This window comes from Ruminococcoides intestinihominis (genome assembly GCF_040096285.1).
GTDB classification, from domain to species: Bacteria; Bacillota; Clostridia; order Oscillospirales; family Acutalibacteraceae; genus Ruminococcoides; species Ruminococcoides intestinihominis.
This window is the reverse complement of record NZ_JBBMEY010000037.1, coordinates 1-18,514: the sequence shown is the minus strand read 5'-3', so window position 1 is coordinate 18,514 and position 18,514 is coordinate 1. Positions and strand designations below refer to the sequence as shown.

Annotated in this window: 19 protein-coding genes; 18 read left to right on the top strand and 1 reads right to left on the bottom strand. The window is 34.7% G+C overall.

Annotated features, from left to right (window positions below):
* The 3 genes from WMO18_RS08755 to WMO18_RS08745 form a co-directional block, all read left to right on the top strand.
* Positions 1 to 423, top strand: a 423-nt coding sequence (locus WMO18_RS08755) for an LCP family glycopolymer transferase (protein ID WP_496196867.1), incomplete at its 5' end; no start/stop codon positions are given.
* A 204-nt stretch (positions 424 to 627) separates the two neighbouring features.
* On the top strand, positions 628 to 1,953 hold the full coding sequence (locus tag WMO18_RS08750) for an LCP family protein (RefSeq protein ID WP_367286549.1): 1,326 nt from the start codon (positions 628 to 630) through the stop codon (positions 1,951 to 1,953).
* Positions 1,954 to 2,010: 57 nt separating this feature from the next.
* The gene (locus WMO18_RS08745; RefSeq protein WP_329978480.1) at positions 2,011 to 2,457 is read left to right on the top strand and encodes a hypothetical protein; all 447 of its coding nucleotides are present in this window, start codon (positions 2,011 to 2,013) and stop codon (positions 2,455 to 2,457) included.
* A gap of 66 nt (positions 2,458 to 2,523) precedes the next feature.
* Here WMO18_RS08745 and WMO18_RS08740 read toward each other — a convergent pair whose 3' ends face one another.
* A complete protein-coding gene (locus WMO18_RS08740) occupies positions 2,524 to 3,531 on the bottom strand; it encodes a DUF2804 domain-containing protein (RefSeq protein WP_211148650.1) in 1,008 nt (335 codons plus the stop codon).
* 120 nt (positions 3,532 to 3,651) lie between these two features.
* Between WMO18_RS08740 and WMO18_RS08735 the strand changes: the two genes are divergently transcribed.
* From WMO18_RS08735 to WMO18_RS08665, 15 genes are all read left to right on the top strand, one after another.
* The gene (locus WMO18_RS08735; RefSeq protein ID WP_367286548.1) at positions 3,652 to 4,020 is read left to right on the top strand and encodes a hypothetical protein; all 369 of its coding nucleotides are present in this window, start codon (positions 3,652 to 3,654) and stop codon (positions 4,018 to 4,020) included.
* Positions 4,021 to 4,140: 120 nt separating this feature from the next.
* On the top strand, positions 4,141 to 4,647 hold the full coding sequence (gene ruvC / locus WMO18_RS08730; protein WP_022505432.1) for a crossover junction endodeoxyribonuclease RuvC: 507 nt from the start codon (positions 4,141 to 4,143) through the stop codon (positions 4,645 to 4,647).
* Positions 4,648 to 4,650: 3 nt separating this feature from the next.
* On the top strand, positions 4,651 to 5,247 hold the full coding sequence (ruvA, locus tag WMO18_RS08725; protein ID WP_022505431.1) for a Holliday junction branch migration protein RuvA: 597 nt from the start codon (positions 4,651 to 4,653) through the stop codon (positions 5,245 to 5,247).
* A 1-nt stretch (position 5,248) separates the two neighbouring features.
* The gene (gene ruvB, locus WMO18_RS08720; RefSeq protein ID WP_022505430.1) at positions 5,249 to 6,316 is read left to right on the top strand and encodes a Holliday junction branch migration DNA helicase RuvB; all 1,068 of its coding nucleotides are present in this window, start codon (positions 5,249 to 5,251) and stop codon (positions 6,314 to 6,316) included.
* A gap of 674 nt (positions 6,317 to 6,990) precedes the next feature.
* Positions 6,991 to 8,340: a phosphoglucosamine mutase gene (gene glmM, locus WMO18_RS08715; protein WP_211147970.1), complete on the top strand. Its 1,350-nt coding sequence runs from the start codon at positions 6,991 to 6,993 to the stop codon at positions 8,338 to 8,340.
* Positions 8,340 to 9,203, top strand: a complete 864-nt coding sequence (locus tag WMO18_RS08710) for a class I SAM-dependent methyltransferase (RefSeq protein WP_022505428.1) — start codon at positions 8,340 to 8,342, stop codon at positions 9,201 to 9,203. Before glmM ends, WMO18_RS08710 begins: the two co-directional genes overlap by 1 nt.
* A 29-nt stretch (positions 9,204 to 9,232) precedes the next feature.
* The gene (locus WMO18_RS08705) at positions 9,233 to 10,081 is read left to right on the top strand and encodes an energy-coupling factor transporter ATPase (RefSeq protein ID WP_211147969.1); all 849 of its coding nucleotides are present in this window, start codon (positions 9,233 to 9,235) and stop codon (positions 10,079 to 10,081) included.
* Positions 10,078 to 10,944, top strand: coding sequence for an energy-coupling factor transporter ATPase (locus WMO18_RS08700; protein ID WP_022505426.1), 867 nt, complete (start codon positions 10,078 to 10,080; stop codon positions 10,942 to 10,944). Before WMO18_RS08705 ends, WMO18_RS08700 begins: the two co-directional genes overlap by 4 nt.
* On the top strand, positions 10,941 to 11,753 hold the full coding sequence (locus WMO18_RS08695) for an energy-coupling factor transporter transmembrane component T family protein (RefSeq protein ID WP_211147968.1): 813 nt from the start codon (positions 10,941 to 10,943) through the stop codon (positions 11,751 to 11,753). The genes WMO18_RS08700 and WMO18_RS08695 overlap by 4 nt, the downstream gene beginning before the upstream one ends.
* Positions 11,750 to 12,487 carry a tRNA pseudouridine(38-40) synthase TruA gene (gene truA, locus WMO18_RS08690; RefSeq protein ID WP_211147967.1) on the top strand — a complete coding sequence of 246 codons (738 nt, stop codon included), beginning with the start codon at positions 11,750 to 11,752 and terminating at the stop codon, positions 12,485 to 12,487. The genes WMO18_RS08695 and truA overlap by 4 nt, the downstream gene beginning before the upstream one ends.
* A gap of 11 nt (positions 12,488 to 12,498) precedes the next feature.
* Positions 12,499 to 13,836, top strand: a complete 1,338-nt coding sequence (locus WMO18_RS08685; RefSeq protein ID WP_211147966.1) for a DUF5711 family protein — start codon at positions 12,499 to 12,501, stop codon at positions 13,834 to 13,836.
* 7 nt (positions 13,837 to 13,843) lie between these two features.
* Entirely contained in the window at positions 13,844 to 14,584 is a 741-nt protein-coding gene (locus tag WMO18_RS08680; protein WP_211147965.1) for a CvpA family protein, read from the top strand.
* 14 nt (positions 14,585 to 14,598) lie between these two features.
* A complete protein-coding gene (locus tag WMO18_RS08675) occupies positions 14,599 to 15,201 on the top strand; it encodes a CDP-alcohol phosphatidyltransferase family protein (RefSeq protein WP_211147964.1) in 603 nt (200 codons plus the stop codon).
* A 3-nt stretch (positions 15,202 to 15,204) separates the two neighbouring features.
* A complete protein-coding gene (locus WMO18_RS08670) occupies positions 15,205 to 17,565 on the top strand; it encodes an ATP-dependent Clp protease ATP-binding subunit (RefSeq protein WP_211147963.1) in 2,361 nt (786 codons plus the stop codon).
* An 85-nt stretch (positions 17,566 to 17,650) separates the two neighbouring features.
* Positions 17,651 to 18,394: an EFR1 family ferrodoxin gene (locus WMO18_RS08665; RefSeq protein WP_329978508.1), complete on the top strand. Its 744-nt coding sequence runs from the start codon at positions 17,651 to 17,653 to the stop codon at positions 18,392 to 18,394.
* Positions 18,395 to 18,514 lie beyond the last annotated feature (120 nt).

The following is an 18,514-nucleotide window of genomic DNA, read 5'->3' as shown; positions in this document are numbered from 1 at the left end:
GCTCGTAACAGAGGTAGTACAGAACTTGGTGGAGAAAACTTTAGTGGTAATGACTGGGATAGAACAGATAGACAGAGAAAGGTTATTAAAGCCTTAATTGATGAATTTAAGGGTGCATCCTTTACAAGTTTACTTTCAGCAGTACAGAAAGTCGGCCCTATGGTTCAAACTAACTTTAAGTCCAACGAAATCACTTCTTTGCTTACAAGTGCATTCAAAATTATGAAGTACCCAATGTATCAGTTTAATGTGCCAATCGGTGAAGAAAGTGACCCAAACAAACTTTGGTTCTATAATACATACTATCCAAATGGACAAAAGTATGATGTTGTAGAAATTAATGATTGGAAGAAAACAAGAAGTAAAGTTGCCAACTTTGTATTTAATAAAGTAACTGACAAAAAGAGTAAGTTAACATATTAATTAAATACTACTAAATTAGATAAAATGCCGATTTTACCTGTATTTTACAGTATTCTTCAATACAACTAAAAATCAGGTGAAAACTATGTGAATATTGTCCGAAATTGCATTATAGTTCTTTAAAAGAATTATATATTAAAGAACCTCTTGTATAATCTATTAGATAAAATATATTGAAAAATATATTTAGAAAGGGGCAATATAGTGGCAGCATATCGTGGTACTCGTGGAGTTGAACCTCCAAAACCTAAAAAAGAAAAAGTAAGTAAAGCTACTAATAGCGACTTTATAGATATTTCTTCAAAATCTACAAAGGCAGTTCATAAGAAAAGAAATACAATTATTCAGATTGTGTCAATTGTAATGGCAGTTCTGTTTGTTGTTTCAGGTGGTGCTTTAGTGTATGCCTCATCAATTATGAATTCCCTAGGTGATGAAGAAGGAACACTAACTAAAAATACGAAGAACTATACAGTTAAAGATGATAGAGGTAACGGTGTTATCTCTGATAATAAGCTACTTGCCAACAAAGATGTTCTTAATGTTATGCTTTTTGGTCAAGACAGTAAAGAGTCAAAGGATGACAATGGTCGTTCAGACTCAATGATTCTTGTGTCAGTTGATGTGGTACATAAGCAGATTAAGATGACTTCATTCTTAAGAGATACTTATGTTTATATTCCTTCCGGTGACAGTAACGAAGGCTGGAACAAACTTAATGCATCATATTCTTTCGGTGGTGCTAAGTTAGCAGTTAAAACTATTGAAAGCAACTTTGGTATCAAGGTTGACCGTTATGGTATTGTTGACTTTAGTGGATTTAAAGATGTTATCAATGCACTTGGTGGTGTAACAATTCCTATTACCGGTGTTGAAGCAAGATACATTAATGCACAGATTGATTATAACCATCAGAAGTGCAAGAAAATCCCTGAAAAGTATTGTAAATCAATATACAAGAAAGATAAAAACGGTGACTATGTTTACGATAGCAATGGTAATAAAGTTGAAAAGACCAGAAATGTAAAGCTAAACGGTCAACAGGCACTTTGGTATGCTCGTAACAGAGGTAGTGACGAAATCAGTACAACAGAAGTTTTTCCCGGTAGTGACTGGGATAGAACAGAAAGACAGCGAAAGCTGATTAACACAGTAGTTAAGAAGTTTAAGAATGCAACATTTACAGAACTACTTGCAGTTGTAAATGAAGTCGGTCCTATGATTCAGACTAACTTTAAGCAGAACGATATTACTTCTCTAATGTCAAGTGCCTTAACACTTCTAAAGTACCCTATGTATCAGTTCCATATTCCAATCGGTGAAGAAAGTGACCCTAATAAGCTATGGACTTATGATAACCCTATTATCAACGGTTATAAATCATCAGTTGTTAAGATTACCGATTGGGACAAAACAAGAAGTGAACTTGCTAACTATGTATTTAATAAAGCTAGTAAAAAATATCTATCAAGTGGTAGTAGTTCTAAGAAAAGTAGTTCTAAGTCTAGTTCAAAAAGTAGTTCAAACTAATTAAAAATGTGGGCGAAATATCGTCCACATTTATTTTATGAATAAAGGAGTATTTATATGGCAAAGAAAAAGAGTACAACCAACAAAATCAGACTCACTGTTTGTGGCTTATATGTAGCACAAATATTTTTCCTAACTTGTGGATTTTATCAATTTACTGTAGAAGGTAAAGGTACTGATTTTTATAGTTGTTTTACCGGTATTTTTTACTCAATAAGTTCCGGTAATGTGCAAGTTGCAATTCAAGCAATCATTGTAGCATTAATTCCTATGTTAGGTTTTTTAATCTTTAGCTTTGATAAGAAAAGAAATATAAAAAATATCTATGGTGTCCTTTCCTCAGTACTTGTAGTTTTCCTTATTATAGGACTTACAGAAATGCATTTAGGATGGGGTTCTGTGCTTTCAATTATTCTTTACTTCCCAATAGTATTCCTTTCATCAATGGGTATCTTCTCAAACATTGTTGATGCTAAAAATAAAGCTACTTATTCAAATAGATAAATTTAATGTTATATAACAAAATGGACGACTGTTTAGGTCGTCCATTTCGTGTTTTATAAGGAAGCTTTATATGATTGAATTAACCAGTAATCCATCAAATCCATCAATTTTTATTACATCACCTTTTTCGTCAAATATGTGACCGTAAAAGTTTCCGTAAATAATTTTTCTTTTGTCAATTTCTGTGTGTAAAGTGCCACCGTTTTTGTTAGATGGTAAGAACTCAATATAAATGTTTCTTTCTTCATCCTCAAAGATCCATGTAGAATGAACATCACTAAATCTACCTTTGCCCTTGACTTTGCTCAGCTTTCTCATTTTACCGTCAATAAATAAGCAGTTTTCAATACCGGCTGAGTCATCAGAAATACCGTCACATAACTGCAAGGTAATTAGCTTTTTGTTGTAGTAACCTTCAGCAACTAACTGATGGTAGTTTTCTTTATTAGGTGTAGAAGATCTTTCCCAAATAAGTGTTGCAGAAGTTTTTTCATTATCAAGGTCATATTCACTACCACCAAAACGAACTAAACCGGTAGCTTTCATTTGTGGTAAAAACCTCTTTACGAAAAAGCTTGTTTTGTTACTTTCAAATGGAATAGCAACATTCATACTTTCTGCATTATTTTCATCAATTTCAATATTAAAGTAAAGATTCTTACTGTCGTAAAAATCCAAAAAATCACACTTTAAAAATCTCTTAGAACCTGCTTTAGAGAATTTTACACCAATTTGATTGTCATTATAAGCAACATCGCCGGAATGAGAACTTTCAGGCATTCTAAACTTAACAAATGGTAGCATTTTCTTAACAACCTTTTTGCCCATCTTAAAAACATCAAGGTCAATCAAAAAGCCACTAATAAAACCATAAGCACCTAAATTTGCAAGTGTAACCGTAAGTATAAGATGATTGTTGTGAACAATGTAAGTGTCGGATTCTTTTCTTTTAAAAACAGAACCAGAGGAGTTGATTTTGTTGTAGAAAAATATTGGTTCTTTACTCCAACCAAAAGGTTTCACTTCTCCATTAGTTTCGAAAACACTAACTGTATCTAAATATTCTTTGTACATAAATACTCCTCCTTGGCTTTATTATACACATTATTTATCTATATTGCAAGATTTTATTGTGCAAAAGTTATAATTATTTTTTTCTCTCATAAGTAGTACTATGGAGGCTGATGTTTACTTATGAAAATCAAGATTGCCATAGTTTATTTACTGGCTTTTTTAGTGCTATTTTTAACTTCTTGCAGTGAAATTATTGATACAAATGCTAAGGAATTAAAGGCTAATGTGTGGGTAGAAAAGGATGATGATAACTTAAACTGTAAATTGCAGTTTATTGATGACAAAGGTAAATTTACTTTGCAAGATAAAAAGGACAATCAAAGTTACATAATAACAGGTGTAACAGTAGTAAACGAAAATGATTTTACCATAAACCATAGAGAAACTTTGTCAAAATATATTTTCAAGTACAAAATAAATAATGACTCAGTAAAAATCACATATGAAAGCAAAAGTATTACACTTAAAAAACTACATAAAAATAAATGAAAAAATCCCTATAATCCCTATATTAATTAGAAAAATAGTGTTCTTGCGTGTTGCGTAAGAACGCTCTCTATGATATAATAATCTAAATATGGGTTACTATCGCTAGAAAGGAATGTTGTTATGGTTGTTTTGGGTATTGACCCGGGATATGCTATTGTTGGCTATGGTGCAATAAACTACGAAAATAACTCATTTACACCAATTTCTTTCGGTTCAATTATTACTAAGGCTGATACTGATTTTAACCGAAGACTAGAGATTATTTATGATGATTTGGTTGAGGTTATTAAGCGTACAAAGCCTGACGCTATGTCTATTGAAAGACTGTATTTCCAAACCAACGCCAAGACTGCAATTATGGTTGCTGAGGCAAGAGGTGTTATTCTTTTAGCAGCACAGAAGATGGGAGTGCCTGTCTTTGAATACACTCCACTTCAAGTGAAGACTGCCGTTACCGGTTACGGTAAAGCCAAGAAACCTCAGGTTATGGAAATGACAAGAAGATTACTTAGACTAAAAGAAACTCCAAAACCGGATGATACTGCCGATGCGTTGGCTATTGCAATAACTCATACACAGTCAGCCGGTTCAGGACTTAGACAATATATGATGAAAAGGGGAATATAAAAAGTGATTTATTCTCTAAAGGGTACGCTGGTACATACTGAACAGAATTTAGCTGTTGTGGAATGTGGTGGTGTAGGTTATGGTTGCAGAACAACCTTAAACACTCTAAAAGATTTAAAACTAAATACAGAAGTTAAACTTTATACTTATATGTCAGTTAGGGAAGATGCAGTAGAACTTTTTGGTTTTTCTACAGTCAGCGAACTTAACACATATAAGTTACTGATAAATGTAAATGGTGTAGGACCAAAGGCAGGTATTTCAATCTTGTCTATTCTTTCACCGGAACAAGTTGCAGTTGCAGTTTCTTCCGGCGACTTTAAGACTATTACCCAAGCTAATGGTATTGGACCTAAGATGGCACAGAGAATTGTCCTTGAACTAAAGGATAAGTTCAAGAGTATTGAATTTGAGGGCAATGCTGAAACAAGTGACGGTATTGCAGTAAAAGCACCTACCGGTAACATTCCGGCAGCAGTTCAAGCACTTGCAGTACTTGGCTTTAGTTCAGCAGAAGTTACACCAATACTCACAAAGCTAGACCCATCACTTTCTGTTGAACAGATGATTGGTGCTACACTTAAGAAGTTAGGAAGATAATATGGATTTTCAAAATGATTTTGAAATGGATTATGAAAATAGAATAGTAGATACTCACGAAATTCCTGAAGATAACCTTACAATGGACAACGATAATCCTTTAAGACCAAAAACTTTAGGTGATTATATTGGACAAGATAAGGTTAAGGAAAATTTAAAGATATATATTGATGCAGCAATGCAGAGAGGAGAGTCCCTTGACCATGTACTGTTATATGGACCACCGGGACTTGGTAAAACAACACTTTCTCAGATTATTGCAAATGAACTTGGTGTTAATATTAGAATTACATCAGGCCCTGCAATTGAAAAGCCCGGTGACTTAGCAGCACTTTTAACTAATCTAAATGAAGGTGATGTACTGTTTATTGATGAAATTCACCGCCTAAACAGAAGTGTTGAAGAAATCCTTTATCCGGCTATGGAGGACTTTGCAATTGATATTATTACAGGTAAAGGTCAGATGGCAGCATCTTACCATTTGCCACTACCAAGGTTCACTTTAGTTGGTGCAACAACAAGAGCCGGTCAGCTTACAGCTCCACTTAGAGATAGATTCGGTGTTACATTGAGACTTGAACTTTATTCTCCTGAAGAATTATCAACTATCATTACAAGGTCAGCCGGTATTCTTAATGTGGATATTGACCATGACGGTGCATTAGAACTTGCATCTCGTTCAAGAGGTACACCTCGTATTGCCAACAGACTGCTAAAGCGTGTTCGTGACTTTGCTCAAGTGTTAAACAACGGTAAGGTTACTTGCGATATAGCTAGGACAGCCCTTGATAAGATGGAAATTGATGAACTTGGTCTTGACCAAAACGATAGAAGAATGCTCGAATCAATGATTAAGTTTTACAATGGTGGGCCTGTAGGTCTGGAAACTTTGGCTGCTGCCATTGGTGAAGAAGCAGTTACTATTGAAGATGTTTATGAACCTTACTTAATGCAAATCGGTTTCTTGCAGAGAACCCCAAGAGGCAGATGTGTTACTGCTGAGGGCTATAGACATTTAGGTTATGACTTTGGCAAATCGAATAACCAACCAACCTTGTTTGGTAATTAAATTTTTTTAGAACAAACCCATTAGCCTCCCTTGTGTAAAGGGAGGTGATTACGAAGTAATCGGAGGGATTGTCTTGGTACAATCTTAAGATTATCAAAGACTAATCCGATAGATAAAACAATGTGGTAACAAACATATTCAACCACAAAATTTTAGTTTACAGTTGTAGGGGCGAACAGTGTTCGCCCGTAAGGAAAGTTTATTTTATATGACACTTTGTCTTATGTATAAACTTGTACTTAGAACAAACCCATTAGCCTCCCTTGTGTAAAGGGAGGTGATTACGAAGTAATCGGAGGGATTGTCACGGTACAATCTTAAGATTATCAAAGACTAATCCGATAGATAAAACAATGTGGTAACAAACATATTCAACCACAAAATTTTAGTTTACAGTTGTAGGGGCGAACAGTGTTCGCCCGTAAGGAAAGTTTATTTTATATGACACTTTGTCTTATGTATAAACTTGTACTTAGAACAAACCCATTAGCCTCCCTTGTGTAAAGGGAGGTGATTACGAAGTAATCGGAGGGATTGTCTTGGTACAATCTATAGATTATCTAAAACTAATCCGATAGATAAAACAATTTAGGTGCGAACAGTGTTCGCCGTAAAATAAAATAACAAACAACATATAGAAAATATAAAACTAATTAGATTAAAAGGAGTATTTTATGGGAAGAATTTTCGGTACAGATGGTGCTAGAGGTATTGCAAACAAAGAATTAACAGTTGACTTAGCACTATCAATCGGTAGAGCAGCAGCTGTAGTATTAACAAATGAAGATGTAAAGCATCCAACATTCTTAATCGGTAAAGATACAAGAGTTTCAGGTGATATGCTGGAGGGTGCATTAGTAGCAGGTCTAACTTCTGTTGGTGCAAATGTAATTATTCTTGGAGTAGTTCCAACACCTGCAGTTGCTTACTTAGTAAAAAAATTTAATGCTGATGCAGGTATTATGATTTCAGCATCACATAACCCATTTGAATTTAACGGCATTAAGCTATTTAATGAAGAAGGTTTCAAGCTACCTGACGAAATTGAAGAAAAAATTGAAGATATTATCCTAGATAAAGAACACACACCTGACCTTTCATTTGGTGGCGATATTGGTAAGGTTAGCTATAACAAGAATGCAACTGATATGTATATTGAACATATTAAGTCAACAATTGAAGGTGACCTTTCAGGTCTTGAAATTGCTATTGACTGTTCAAACGGTTCTTCCTCAGTTACTGCAGAGAAGCTATTTACTAGCCTAGGTGCAAAGGTACATATTCTTTCAGCAGAACCTGACGGTACAAATATCAACCAAGATTGTGGTTCAACTCATATGGAAAATCTTATGGATTATGTTCGCAAGAATGGACTACAAGCAGGTCTTGCTTTTGACGGTGATGCAGACAGATGTCTTGCAGTTGACGAAAAAGGCAATATGGTTGACGGTGACTTCCTAATTGCTATTTGTGCTGATGATATGCACAGAAGAGGTGTCCTAAAGGGCAATGCAGTTGTTGGTACAGTTATGACAAATATGGGCTTCCAAAAGTTCTGTGAAGAAAAGGGACTTAGATTTGAGGCTACTAAAGTTGGGGACAGATATGTTCTTGAAGAAATGCAGTTAAGTGGCTACAACATCGGTGGCGAACAGAGTGGTCACATTATCTTTAGTGACTATGCTACAACAGGTGACGGTCAGCTAACAGGTGTTCAGCTAATGTCAATTATGAAGAGAAGAAACGAAACTCTGTCAGAAATGGCAAAGGTTATGAAGAGATACCCTCAGGTACTTATCAATGTTAAGATTTCTAACGAAATGAAGCCTAAGTTCTATACAGACAAGGCTATTAAGGCAGAAGTTAAGCAGGTAACAGATATTCTAGGTAGCAGAGGTAGAATTCTTGTTAGAGTATCAGGCACAGAACCACTTGTAAGAGTTATGCTTGAAGGTGAAGATTATCAGGAAATTTCTGTTCTTGCAGAAGAAGCAGCCAGTGTTGTAAGGGAAAGATTAAGTTAATGAGAATAGCAGATAATTGGAAAGATTATGAACTGATTGATTGTTCAGATGGAGAGAAATTAGAGCGTTGGGGAGATGTGATTCTTATCAGACCCGACCCACAAATTATTTGGCATACAAAGAGAACTCACCCACTATGGAGAAAAGCTCATGCAAGATATATCCGTAGTAATAAGGGTGGTGGTGAGTGGCAGATTTTTAGAAAGATACCTAAGCAGTGGTCAGTTAACTATAACGACCTAAAGTTCAATGTAAAGACAATGGGCTTTAAGCACACAGGCATTTTCCCTGAACAAGCCACAAACTGGGACTTTGCCAGAAATAAAATCAAAAATGAAAACAGAGAACTAAATATTCTTAATTTGTTTGGATATACAGGTTGTGCTACTCTTTCTTGTATGAAAGAGGGTGCAAGGGTATGTCATGTTGATGCCTCAAAGGGTATGGTACTTTGGGCAAAAGAAAATGCAGTAGCAAGTGGTATTGCCGATAAACCGGTAAGATGGCTTGTTGATGATTGCATTAAGTTTGTTGAAAGAGAAATCCGTAGAGGTCATCACTATGACGGTATTATTATGGACCCACCATCATATGGCAGAGGTCCAAATGGAGAAGTTTGGAAGTTAGAAGATAACCTTTATTCTTTGATAGAATTATGTGAAAAGGTGCTATCCGATGACCCTGTATTCTTCATTCTAAATTCCTATAGTACAGGCCTTTCAGCCGGTGTTATGGAATATATGCTTGGAGCAATTCTAAAGCCTAAGTTTGGTGGCAAGGTTAGTTCTGATGAAATCGGACTAAGAGCATCCGGTTCAGGATTAGTGTTACCATGTGGTTCAACTGCTATTTGGGAGAAGTAGCAAAAGGAAGAAGAGAAATGAGGTAAGAGATGAATTTCATTTCAGTGGAGAATTTGTCCTATCATTATGAAAGTAATGATGAAAATAATTTAACCAAAGTTGATGTTATCAAGAACCTAAATATGGAAGTAAAAAAGGGAGAATTTCTATGTGTTCTTGGTCACAACGGAAGTGGAAAGAGTACACTTGCAAAGCATTTTAACGCAATACTTTTGCCATGTGGTGGCAAAGTGTATGTTGACAAAATGGATACTGCTGATGAAGAAAAGTGTTTTGAAATTAGGAGCAATGTTGGTCTTGTACTGCAAAACCCTGACAACCAACTTGTTGCATCGGTAGTTGAAGAGGATGTTGCCTTTGGCCCTGAGAACTTAGGTGTTCCACCAAAGGAAATCCGTAAAAGAGTTGACAATGCCTTAAAAGCTGTTGATATGTATGAATATAGAAAGAATGCACCTTATAAACTTAGTGGTGGTCAAAAGCAGAGAGTAGCCATTGCCGGCATTATAGCAATGGAACCTAGTTGTATTGTCCTTGATGAACCTACTGCAATGCTTGACCCAAGAGGTAGGCAAGAGGTTATGGATACTATCACTAAGCTAAATCGTGAAAGAGGTATTACTATTGTCCTTATTACTCACTATATGGATGAAGCAGTAAAAGCTGACAGAGTAATTGTAATGGATGACGGTAAAATCTTAACAGAGGGTACACCAAAAGAAGTTTTCTCTCAAGTTGATTTAATCAAAGAACATTCACTTGATGTACCTCAGGCAACAGAAATTTGTTATGAATTACAAAAAGCCGGTGTTAATATAAAAGAATTGCCACTTGATGAAGAGTCTTGTGTTGATGTTCTTATGGAGGTGCTAAGATGAGTAGTATTATTCGTACAGACCATTTAACAATGACTTATGGTGTTAATACACCATTTGAAAAGGTTGCAGTTAATGACCTTAATATTGAAATTATGGAAGGTGAATTCCTAGGTATTATCGGTCATACAGGCAGTGGCAAGAGTACACTTGTACAAATGCTCAACGGACTAATTACCCCAACAACCGGTAAAGTCCTATTGAGAGATAAAGACATTAACGAAAATAAAAAGAAACTTAGGGAAGTTCGTTTTCAGGTTGGAATGGTTTTTCAGTATCCTGAATACCAACTTTTTGAAGAAACTGTATATAGAGATATTGCTTTTGGCCCAACAAATATGGGGCTGACAGGTGATGAACTTGATAAGCGAGTTAGAGAGTCAGCAAGGTTTACAGGTCTAAAGGATAAACTCCTTGATAAGTCACCATTTGACTTATCAGGTGGTGAAAAGCGTAGAGCAGCAATTGCAGGTGTAATTGCAATGGACCCTGATGTGCTGATTCTCGATGAACCTACAGCAGGTCTTGACCCTCAAGGCAGGGATAAACTGCTTAATCAAATTCTCTCATATCATAAGGAAAGAAAGAACACAGTTATCCTTGTATCTCACTCAATGGAAGATATTGCAAGAGTGGCAGACAGAATTTTAGTAATGAACAAAGGTAATGCTGAAATTCTTGCACCAAAGAGAGAAGTTTTTGCTCAAGGTGAAAGACTTGAAAAAATGGGACTTAGAGTTCCACAAATTACAAAGATAACTCAATTGTTACAGAAAAAAGGCATTGACTTGCCGGATGGTATTTTAACTGTAGAAGAAGCATTTGACAGTATTATGACTCTTCTTAAAAAGGAGGGTAAAGTATGAGAGATGTAGTATTTGGTCAGTATATCCCGGGCAAAAGTATTGTGCATAAACTTGACCCAAGAACAAAGCTGATTTTATTGGTATGCTATATAGTACTGATATTTTGTACATTTAATTTTTATGCTTTAGGTGTTACAATAGCTTTAGCAATTGCCTTTATGTTACTTTCAAGAGTACCTGTTAAGCAGTATTTAAAAAGTATGAAAATGATGATTGTGATTATTATTATCACTTCGGTTTTCAACTTGTTTTATGGTGGAGGCAAAACTTACTTAACTATAGGACCACTTTCTATTACCGAAGGTGGTATAAATAATTCTATATTTATTGTTACAAGAATTGTTTGTTTGCTTATTGCCTCTGCTTCACTTACATTTACAACTTCACCGACTGACTTAACAGCCGGTATTGAAATGTTGATGAAACCACTAAAAGTCCTTCATGTAAAGACTCATGAAATTGCTATGATGATGTCAATAGCTTTAAGGTTTGTACCAACATTGCTTGAAGAAACAGACAAGATTATGCTTGCTCAAAAGTCCAGAGGTGCAAATATGGATGAGGGTAATATTATCAAAAGGGCAAAGGCTCTTATTCCGATATTTATCCCACTGTTTGTATCAGCTTTCAGAAGAGCATTTGACCTTGCAATGGCTATGGAATGTCGTTGCTACAACGGTGGCAATGGCAGAACAAAGCTAAATACATTGAAGTTAAGTAAGAGAGATTATTTTTCTTACATTACATTTTTACTTTTAATCGGTGTAATTGTAGTGTGCAATATTTTCTTAGGTAGTGTAGTAAGATGAGAAATTTTCTAATTACAATTACATATGACGGAAGTTGTTTTCATGGTTGGCAAATTCAAAAGAATGCCTTAACTGTTCAAGAGGTTTTTCAAGATGCACTTTTTAAGGTGATTTCCGAAAGACCTGACATAAAGGCTTGTTCAAGAACAGACAGTGGTGTTCATGCAAATATGTTTTGCCTAAGTATGAAAACAGAACATAAAATTCCAACTGAAAGATTAAAGGGTGCATTAAATAGATTTTTGCCACAGTCGGTTGCAGTTCTTGATTGTAAAGAAGTACCTCTTGACTTTCACGCAAGGTATAATTGCAAAGGCAAAAGATATGTGTATAAAATCTGGAATAATCCTGTCAGAAATCCATTTTTAAGGGATTATGCACTTCATTATAGGTGGAAGATTGATGAAGAATTACTGAACAAATCTGCTCAAGATTTTGTCGGTAAACACGACTTTACTTCTTTTTGTACAGATGATGGTCGTGAAATGGACAATATGGAAAGAACCATTACTCATTTTAGTGTAAAAAGAGATGGAGATATGGTGCTGATGACAGTTGAGGCTGACGGATTCCTATATAATATGGTTAGAATTATGGTAGGTACTTTGCTGAAAATTCAACAAGGCAAAATATCTGCTGACGGAATACCTGGTTTATTTGCTCAGAAAAGCAGAAACCATAAAGGTATAACTGCACCACCACAGGGACTATATCTTCAACAAGTTAATTATTAAGGAAATTAGTTATGGGAAAACATGGAGAAAAAGTCACTTCTAGTGATGAACAAAATATTATAAAAGAAGATTCAAAGAAAAAGGCAGAAAAAGCTGAAAAAATCGAATCTAAAGAACTAAAACAAAATAAAAAGAGAAAGAAAAGAAAAATTCTCAGTTACGAGAATGTACCTATTGAGGAGTACAGTGAGGAAACTGTAAAGTTTAACAAGAGAATTCTTAAGAAAACTATTATAGTTTTTGTTATAATAATTGTACTTTTTGCCGGTGTATTTCTAATTGCCAACAGAAGTAAATTTACTTGGGATAACTTTTCAACATGGGTTAGTGTAAATGTACTTGGCTCAAATAAAGGTGAAGATTTCCCTGTAGATACTTTAGGTACTACTGTTAGTAAAGGTAACTTTACTATGATAGGTGGTCATGTAAGTTATGCCAGTGATACTTCTTATGTTGAACTTAGCGACTCAGCCGGTAGAATTATCAACAGTCAGTTAAGTTACAGCGACCCAATTCTAAGAGGTACAAGAAACTACTCAATAGTTTACGGTGCCGGTGGTAACGGCTTTATGGTTAGTGATGCTAAAGAAACTAAGCATAAAGGCACAACTAAGGAAGGTATCTTTACTGCTGATGTAAACGATAATGGTTATTATTGTGTTGTAACTCAGGGTAGTGGTTATCTTTCTCAGTTAACTGCTTATAATAACGAAAATCAAAAGTTATATGAATATTATTTTTCTGATTATTACATCACTTGTGTTTCTATTAACCCATCAGGTGACGGTGCAGTTTGTACAGGTATCACCTCAAAAGATGGTGGGGAAGAAACCAAGATTTATCAGCTAAACTTTACAGAGAAAAAACCGGTTAGAGAATATACATTATCTGACTCTATGGTTTACGATACAAGATATATTTCTTCAAACAAGGTTTGTGCAGTAGCTAATAATGCAGTATATACACTTGACTTAACAAGTGATAAACCAAAGGTTACTGAGTATAACTCAAGAACCCTTACAACATATGATTTTAATGCAGATACAAATGTTCTTTCAGTAGTATTATCAAAGAGTGGTGATGGCAGAAACTGTGACATTCTGATTTTTAGTTCTACAGGAGAAATTGAAAAAACTCTAAAATGGACTGATAGAGTTGACTCTATCAGCACATATAAAGGCAATGTAGGTATTCTTTCATCAGGTACAGCATATATTCTAGATGACCAAAGCAAGGTTATCTCTAAGGCTGATGCCGGTAATGATGCAAAGGCTTTGTTGCTTTACAGTTCTAACGATGCCTATGTTTTAGGTATTAGTGAAATTCGTGATATTAGTATAGACAAGTAGGTGAAATATGAACTTAACAGTATGGTTGGATATTGGGGTATCAATCCTCTTTATCTTAACAATAATTGTTTGTTACCGTAGAGGTTTTGCAAAGACAATCCTAGGACTTTTAAGTTCTGTAATTTCCCTAGCAGGTGCATATTTTCTTGGTTCTTGGTTATCCAAGCTGATTTACGACAATGCTATAAAGGATAAGATTGTTTCTAATGTAAGCAACTCTATGGAAAGCAGTGTTTCTTCCACAACCTCAAAGGTAGAAACTGCTACCAACGATTTACCTGAGTTTGTTGACAAAATTCTGGGTTACTTTGGATATAACAGTAGTAATATTAATAAGGGTATTGATTCTACTGTACATAATCAAAGTCAAAATGTAGCAAATGGTATTGAAAGTGTAGTAGGTCCTATTGTTACTGCACTGATTGCTTTTTTACTTGTATTTTTGTTATTTATTATTTTAAGGTTTATAACCGGCAAAATCTCAAAGATGATTTGTCATGGCTTTAATTTACCGGTTATCTCAACAGTAAATCATATAGTTGGTGGTGTAGTTGGTATCTTTAATGCACTAATCTTAATTTACTTTTTAAGTGGTATCGTAACATATGCTATTCCACTATTTTCCGGAGGTAAAATCTCCTATGAAGATTTTAATTTAGCAGTAGAAAGCAGCAAAATCTTTAAGATTTTTTATGAACACAACTTCCTGGCTGATACATTAAAATCAGTTTTATCAGTATTTAATTAAGGAGAATTGCTTAAATGAATAGTGAAGAGAAGAAAGAGATAAACAATGATTCATCTGATGAAATTTTAACTATCCCTAATATACTTTCATTTTTTAGAATTTTACTTATTACACCATTTATGATATTATTCTTAAATGGACAGTATGTTTGGGCAGCAGTAATGATTATTATTTCCGGCCTTACTGACTGTGTTGATGGGTTTGTTGCTCGTCACTTTAATCAAGTGTCTGATTTCGGCAAAATTCTTGACCCTGTAGCTGATAAACTTACACTTTTAGCAGTAGGTATTGGAATTTGCATCTTGACACCGGAGGTAATAACTGTTATGGTTATCCTTATAATAAAAGATTTACTTATGCTAATTGGTGGTATTGCTTTAATAAAAAATGATATTCAACCTCCACAAGCAAGATGGTACGGAAAGGTTGGAACAATTTTGTTCTATATTTCTGTATGTACTATTGTTGTATTAAAGGTATTTGGTATTGAAGTACCTTACCTTTCAGTAATTCTACTAAGTGTTACTGCTGCTACAATGATATTTGCTTTGGTTAAATATTTTCTATTATTTTTAGATTTAATAACAAATGGTAGTAACCAGAAGAAAGGAGAATAAAATATGCTTTGCTCTAAATGTAATAAGCGTCCTGCAGTTGTCTTTGTATCAAACAGTGCTGATGGTCAGTCAAAGGGCTATTGCCTTACTTGTGCCAAAGAACTTGGTATAAAGCCGGTTGAGGACTTAATAAATAAGATGGGCATTACAGATGATGACCTTGAGGCAGTTCAGGATCAGATGACATCTATAATGGACAACCTAGGAGAAAATGGAGATTTACAGTCAATGGTTGAGTCTATGGGTATTGACCCTGAGGCTTTACAAGGTGAACTTGTAAACCTAAATGGCGACAACAATGACGATGATGAAGATGGGGACAAGGACTTTACACCGGGAGGTGCTCCAACATTCCCTGCATTTTTCAACAGTATGTTTAGTGGTAATAACCCTAACAGTAACGGAGATAATTCTGATAACAAGAAAAAAGACAAGAAAGATAAGTCCAAGAAAAACAGAAAGTTTATTAACTTATATTGTGAGGACTTAACTAAAAAAGCTAAGAATGGCCTTGTTGACAGAGTTATCGGCAGAGATAAAGAAATTGAAAGAATTATTCAGATTCTTTCCCGTAGAACAAAGAACAACCCTTGCTTAATCGGTGAACCCGGTGTAGGTAAAACTGCAATTGCAGAAGGTTTAGCCGGTAGAATTGTTGAGGGTAATGTTCCTCTAAGACTTAGAAATAAGGAAATTCACCTACTAGACCTAACTTCTCTTGTAGCCGGTACTCAGTTTAGAGGTCAGTTCGAAAGCCGTATTAAGGGCTTAATCAAGGAAGTAAAAGAAGCCGGTAACATCATCCTATTTATTGATGAAGTACATAGCCTTGTTGGTACAGGTGACAGTGAAGGTACAATGAATGCAGCAAACATCTTGAAACCTGCTCTATCTCGTGGAGAAATTCAGGTTATCGGTGCTACAACATTTACCGAATATAGAAAGTATATTGAAAAGGACTCTGCTTTAGAAAGAAGATTTCAGCCTGTAAAGGTTGGTGAACCTTCTATTGCAGAAACTATTGATGTTTTAACAGGTGTTAAGTCATATTATGAAATTCACCACAGAGTAGCAGTATCTGACGATATAGTAAGAAAGGCAGTTATCTTCTCAGAAAGATACATTACAGACCGTTTCTTACCTGATAAGGCTATTGACCTTCTTGATGAATCATGTGCTTGTTGTGCTTTAAGAAGTAAAGCTATGGAAGAGTATGATAAGCTATCTGTAGAAAAGAAAGAATTAGCAATTAAGAGAGATAATCTTTCTTCTGCTGATGATGTAAACTTTGAAGAAATTGCAAAAATTAAAACTCAGCTACTTAACATTGATGAAAAGATGAAAGAACTTGAACCTGAGGCAGTTAATGTTCAGGTTACAGAGGAAGACCTAGCTAAGGTTATTGAACTATGGACAGGTATTCCATCATCAAGAATCAGAGAAAATGAACTAGCAAAACTTCACGACCTAGAAGAAAAGCTAAACAAAAAGATTATCGGTCAGGAAGAAGCTGTAAAAGCTCTATCCTCTGCTATTAAGCGTTCAAGACTACAGATTTCACCTCGTAGAAGACCTGCATCATTTATTTTTGTTGGACCTACAGGTGTTGGTAAAACTGAACTTGTAAAGGTTCTTTCTAAGGAACTGTTTGACTCACCTGAAACACTAATCAGACTTGATATGTCTGAATTTATGGAAAAGCACAGTGTGTCAAAGATTATCGGTTCACCTCCGGGATATGTTGGTTATGATGAAGCAGGACAAGTTACAGAAAAGGTTAGAAGAAGACCATATTCTGTACTACTGTTTGATGAAATAGAAAAGGCTCATCCTGACGTTATGAATATCCTTCTACAGATTCTTGATGAAGGTAAAGTAACAGATGCTCATGGTAGAGAAGTTAACTTTGAAAATACAGTTATCGTTATGACAAGTAATGCCGGTTCTGATAAGAGAGAAAATGCACTGGGCTTTGGTAAAACTCAGGCTGATGCTCATAAGGAAAAGGCAATGAAAGCACTTTCAGAGTTCTTAAGACCTGAATTCTTAGCTAGAGTTGACGAAATTCTTGTATTTAGAGATTTAGACGAAAATGACTTTAAGAAGATTTCAGCACTATTACTTGATGAATATGTGCCTACTCTAAAGGAAAAGGGCATTACATTTAAGTATGACGATAAGGCTTGTACTGCATTAGCTGAAAAGGCTAAGGGTGGCAAGTCAGGTGCTAGAGATTTAAGAAATATTATCCGTAAGGAAGTTGAAGATAAAATCGCAGAAGAAATTATTGATGCCGGTAATACTTCACTTTCAGGTATTGCAGTTACTGCTGAGGATAATAAGATTAAACTTGAAGTAATGTAATTGAATATTGAATGGAATTTAATATCCATAAAAATAGGGAGTACCAAAAGGTGCTCCCTTATGTATAACCGGAAGAAGGTATTTTATGAACGGTATTTTTTATTTCTCATCAACAGGAAATAGCCTGTATTTAGCTAAGAAGATACAAAGTGAATTAAATGGAAATGTAATCTACATACCTAATTATAAAGGCAATGGCAGTGAATATGATAGGATTATAATAGTATCTCCTGTATATTCCTTTGGTTTACCTGTGCATACATATGACTTTTTGCTTAATATAAATGAAAAGTCAAAAATCTATGTTGTGCTAAATTATGGTGGTATGGCCGGTGGAGCTGATGTTCTAACTTATAATTTAGCTACAGAACATAATAAGAATATTTGTGGTGTGTATAAATTGAAAATGCCGGAAAATTATACTTTAACTTTTACACCACCTAGCATATACAGTAAATTAGTTCTTAAAAACTCACATAAGAAAATAAATAAAATTATTGCAGAGTTAAAACAAGAGAAAGTGTCAATCCCTAAAAATTCAAAAACTTATGAAAATACATATTATAAAAATAAGTCAAATTGGCATTTAATAGGGAATAGATTTTCTGTTAGTGATAAGTGTGTTAAATGCAAAAAATGTATAAATATTTGCCCTGTTAATAATATCACTATGGTGAATAATAAAATTCAATTCGGTGATAATTGTGTTTCTTGTTTAGGATGTTATCATAAATGCCCTGAAAAAGCTATTAAATATAAAAATAGAAATAAAAAATCCAGATACCTAAACCCATATGTAACAGATAAAGAAATAGGCTCAGACTTTTAATTTTTCAGTTTTGATTGTGATTAAGATTAGTTAAATAAATTAGGGTTTGTGGGGATGTTTAAATATGAAAAGTGTAAACTATGTCCTTGTATAAACTGTAAACTATGTGATTGTACAATT

Bases quoted from the DNA above. Each gene is read 5' to 3' on its own strand.
- WMO18_RS08695 (WP_211147968.1), top strand. From the start codon at position 10,941: ATGAGAGATGTAGTATTTGGTCAGTATATCCCGGGCAAAAGTATTGTG.
- WMO18_RS08665 (WP_329978508.1), top strand. From the start codon at position 17,651: ATGAACGGTATTTTTTATTTCTCATCAACAGGAAATAGCCTGTATTTA.
- WMO18_RS08710 (WP_022505428.1), top strand. From the start codon at position 8,340: ATGAGAATAGCAGATAATTGGAAAGATTATGAACTGATTGATTGTTCA.
- WMO18_RS08705 (WP_211147969.1), top strand. From the start codon at position 9,233: ATGAATTTCATTTCAGTGGAGAATTTGTCCTATCATTATGAAAGTAAT.
- WMO18_RS08680 (WP_211147965.1), top strand. From the start codon at position 13,844: ATGAACTTAACAGTATGGTTGGATATTGGGGTATCAATCCTCTTTATC.
- WMO18_RS08745 (WP_329978480.1), top strand. From the start codon at position 2,011: ATGGCAAAGAAAAAGAGTACAACCAACAAAATCAGACTCACTGTTTGT.
- glmM (WP_211147970.1), top strand. From the start codon at position 6,991: ATGGGAAGAATTTTCGGTACAGATGGTGCTAGAGGTATTGCAAACAAA.
- WMO18_RS08740 (WP_211148650.1), bottom strand. From the start codon at position 3,531: ATGTACAAAGAATATTTAGATACAGTTAGTGTTTTCGAAACTAATGGA.
- WMO18_RS08675 (WP_211147964.1), top strand. From the start codon at position 14,599: ATGAATAGTGAAGAGAAGAAAGAGATAAACAATGATTCATCTGATGAA.
- WMO18_RS08700 (WP_022505426.1), top strand. From the start codon at position 10,078: ATGAGTAGTATTATTCGTACAGACCATTTAACAATGACTTATGGTGTT.
- WMO18_RS08735 (WP_367286548.1), top strand. From the start codon at position 3,652: ATGAAAATCAAGATTGCCATAGTTTATTTACTGGCTTTTTTAGTGCTA.
- WMO18_RS08670 (WP_211147963.1), top strand. From the start codon at position 15,205: ATGCTTTGCTCTAAATGTAATAAGCGTCCTGCAGTTGTCTTTGTATCA.
- WMO18_RS08685 (WP_211147966.1), top strand. From the start codon at position 12,499: ATGGGAAAACATGGAGAAAAAGTCACTTCTAGTGATGAACAAAATATT.
- ruvB (WP_022505430.1), top strand. From the start codon at position 5,249: ATGGATTTTCAAAATGATTTTGAAATGGATTATGAAAATAGAATAGTA.
- ruvC (WP_022505432.1), top strand. From the start codon at position 4,141: ATGGTTGTTTTGGGTATTGACCCGGGATATGCTATTGTTGGCTATGGT.
- truA (WP_211147967.1), top strand. From the start codon at position 11,750: ATGAGAAATTTTCTAATTACAATTACATATGACGGAAGTTGTTTTCAT.